The sequence below is a fragment of the Pseudomonas sp. genome (assembly GCF_049590575.1).
Lineage (GTDB): Bacteria > Pseudomonadota > Gammaproteobacteria > Pseudomonadales > Pseudomonadaceae > Aquipseudomonas.
This window is the reverse complement of record NZ_JBAWDE010000143.1, coordinates 1-3,080: the sequence shown is the minus strand read 5'-3', so window position 1 is coordinate 3,080 and position 3,080 is coordinate 1. Positions and strand designations below refer to the sequence as shown.

Here is a 3,080-nt window from a genome sequence, read left to right as displayed (position 1 = left end):
CAAGTTATCCACATAGGTGCTGGGCGAGCTGATCAGCTCGCGCTGCTGGTTGACCTCGAACTGGTACAGGCGAATGTTGGCGATGTCGTCGGCCAGGTCGCGGTCGACTGTCAGGCGCGGCAGCGCCTGCTTCTGCTTATAGAGGATCTTGGACAGCAGCAGGCTGCCCTTGAGCACGTTGATCTGCTCGTCCAGGGCCGAGTCGCTCTGGGTCACGGTGTCCAGTTGTTGCTTGGTCTGCAGGTTTTTCTGGGTCAAGTCGTTGAGGCGGTCAGTGCTTTTGAGCAGGTAGTCAGACAGCTTGAGGTTGGCCGCGCTCTCAGTGGCCAGCAGGCTGCTGCCGCCGGCTTTCTGCGCCTCGATGGACTGTTGGGTCACGGTTTGCTGCGACTGGGCCAGGCGTTTCTGGTTGATCAGGGTTTGCAGGTCCTGGATCTCTTGCTCCAGGCGCGCGGTTTTTTCCACCACCAGGTCGTGCTGGCTGTTGCCCAGGTCTTGCAGTTGGCTGTTGCCGGCCAGTTCCTGGCGGCGCAGGGGGATCAGCGCATTCAGCGCGGCGAGTTCGGCGTTCAGCTGGTTGCGTTGGTCACCGCTGATGGATTTGCCGTTGTCCTTGCCGCTCTTGAGGATCGAATTGATCTGCTGGATACGCGTCTGGCTGTTGCTGATTTCGGTCTGGGCGCGCTCCGGGCGGGTCTGCGCGGCGATGCTCAGGCTGTTGGCGTCGGCCAGTTCCTTTTGCAGGTCGCCTTGCTGGGTGGTGCGCTGTACCAGCAGTTGCTCAAGCTGCGGCACCGGCAGGGTGGCGTAGCGCTGGGACACCGGAATCACCTTGGTGGCCTTTAGCCGGGTCAGGTCGCGCTGATTTTCGGTGGTCTGGCGCGGGGCATCTTCCAACTGGCGCTTGAGGTCAACCAGGCGTTGCTCGTAATCCTGCTTGTTGCCCAGATAGGTCAGGGTCTGTTGCAGGATCGACTGCAGCGCCTTCATGTCGGCATCGGGCAGCTTGCGGTCGGGCAGCTTGTCCAGGGTTTGCTGGATGGCGTCGGCGCTGGGCGGGTCGGCGGCGTAAACGCTGCCGACACAAAGGGTCAGGCCCAGCAGGGCAGTGGCTAAAAAGGTGCGCAGGATTGTCATGGATACCGATCGAGCAAGGCAAAGAAAGTGGGGGCGTGGCGCCGTAGCCCCCCAGTTTAGAGGAAGAGTCCAGGACCTGGACGACTGCCTTCGGGAAATTTGACGCCGACTTTTCCGATCTTGTTCCCGTCCATGACCGCGACGGTCCAGAGGGTGTTGTTCCACTCTACCTGATCGCCGACCACCGGTGCGCCGCCGACTTTCTGGGTGATGAAGCGGCTCAGCGGCATGTCCGGGTCGATGCCCTCGAGTTTCAGGCCGTACAGGGCGGAAACCGCGCCTAGCTGGGCGTCGCCTTCGAGTACGAAGTCGCCGAAGAAGCGCAGGTCGAGGCCGCGTTGCGGTGCCTGGCTGAACAGTTTGCCCAGCGCCGGCAAGTTGTGTTCGTGGCCGATCACGCAGAGCAGATCGTCGACTTCCAGCACCGTACTACCCGACGGATGGAGCAGTTGCTGGCCACGGAACAGCGCGGCGATCCGCGTGCCTTCAGGCATTTTCAGCTCGCGCAGGGCCGCGCCGATGCACCATTTCTCGGCGCCCAGGCGGTAGACGAACAGCTCCCACTCGCTGGTAACGTGCACTTCCAGGGCGGCGCGGGAAATCGGCGCAGGGTCCGGCGGCACGGTGACTTTCAGCAACTTGGCCACCCACGGCAGGCTCGTGCCCTGCACCAGCAGCGACACCAGCACGATAAAGAACGCCAGGTTGAAATACAGCTGCGCATGCGGCAGGCCAGCCATCAGCGGGAACACCGCCAGAATGATCGGCACCGCGCCACGCAGGCCGACCCAGGCGATAAAGGCTTTTTCGCGACCATGGAACGCCTTGAACGGCAGCAGGCCGACCATCACCGACAGCGGCCGCGCGAACAGGATCATCCACAGTGCCAGGCCCAGGGCCGGCAGCGCGATTGGCAGCAAGTCATGGGGCGTGACCAGCAGGCCCAGTACCAGGAACATGCCGATCTGGGCGAGCCAGGCCATGCCGTCGAGCATATGCAAAATGCCATGACGGCTGCGCACCGGGCGGTTGCCGATCACCAGGCCGCACAGGTAGACGGCGAGGAAGCCGCTGCCGTGCAGGGCGTTGGTCAGCGCGAAGACGAACAGGCCACCGGCGATCACCAGGATCGGGTACAGGCCGTTGGCCAGGTTGATGCGGTTGACCATTTGCAGCATCAGCCAGCCGCCGCCCAGGCCGACGACGCCGCCGATCCCGAATTCGCGGACCAGGTGCGTCAACAGGCTCCAGTGCAGGCCGGTCTGGCCGCTGGCGAGCATGTCGATCAGGGTGACGGTAAGGAACACCGCCATCGGGTCGTTGCTGCCGGATTCGATTTCCAGGCTGGCGGTCACCCGCTCGTTCAGGCCCTTGCCGCCGAGCAGCGAGAATACGGCTGCGGCGTCGGTGGAGCCGACGATGGCGCCGATCAGCAAGCCCTGGATGATATTGAGGTTGAACAGCCAGGCCGCGGCCATGCCGGTGAGGCCGGTGGTAATCAACACCCCCACCGTGGCCAGCGACAAGGCTGGCCAGAGTGCCACGCGGAAACTCGCCACCCGCGTGCGCAAGCCGCCGTCGAGCAGAATCACGGCCAGGGCGAGGTTGCCCACCAGGTAGGCGGTTGGGTAGTTATCGAAAATGATGCCGCCGCCGTCGACGCCGGCGATCATGCCCACGGCCAGGATAATCACCAGGATCGGGATGCCCAGGCGGGACGAAAGAGAACTCACCAGAATGCTCGCACTCACCAGCAACGCGCCGATCAAGAACAGGCTGTTGATGGTTGTCGCATTCAAAGGCAGTACTCCAGGAGTAGACAAGACGAGGCGCAAACTGACCATGCAGTCTGCGTGCCAGCGATTCTAACCTGTTGAATTGCTGTGCTGTCAAAAAGCTTTTGTGGCTGGGCTCAGATCCAATGTGGGAGCGGGCTTGCTCGC

The 3,080-nt window shown here is 63.0% G+C and carries 1 protein-coding gene and 1 pseudogene; both read right to left on the bottom strand.

Annotated elements, in window-relative coordinates:
• Positions 1–1,137: pseudogene (locus WBR57_RS11090) on the bottom strand (mechanosensitive channel MscK); the annotation flags it as partial.
• A 56-nt stretch (positions 1,138–1,193) separates the two neighbouring features.
• Positions 1,194–2,936 carry a potassium/proton antiporter gene (locus tag WBR57_RS11085; RefSeq protein ID WP_424083866.1) on the bottom strand — a complete coding sequence of 581 codons (1,743 nt, stop codon included), beginning with the start codon at positions 2,934–2,936 and terminating at the stop codon, positions 1,194–1,196.
• Positions 2,937–3,080: the final 144 nt, after the last annotated feature.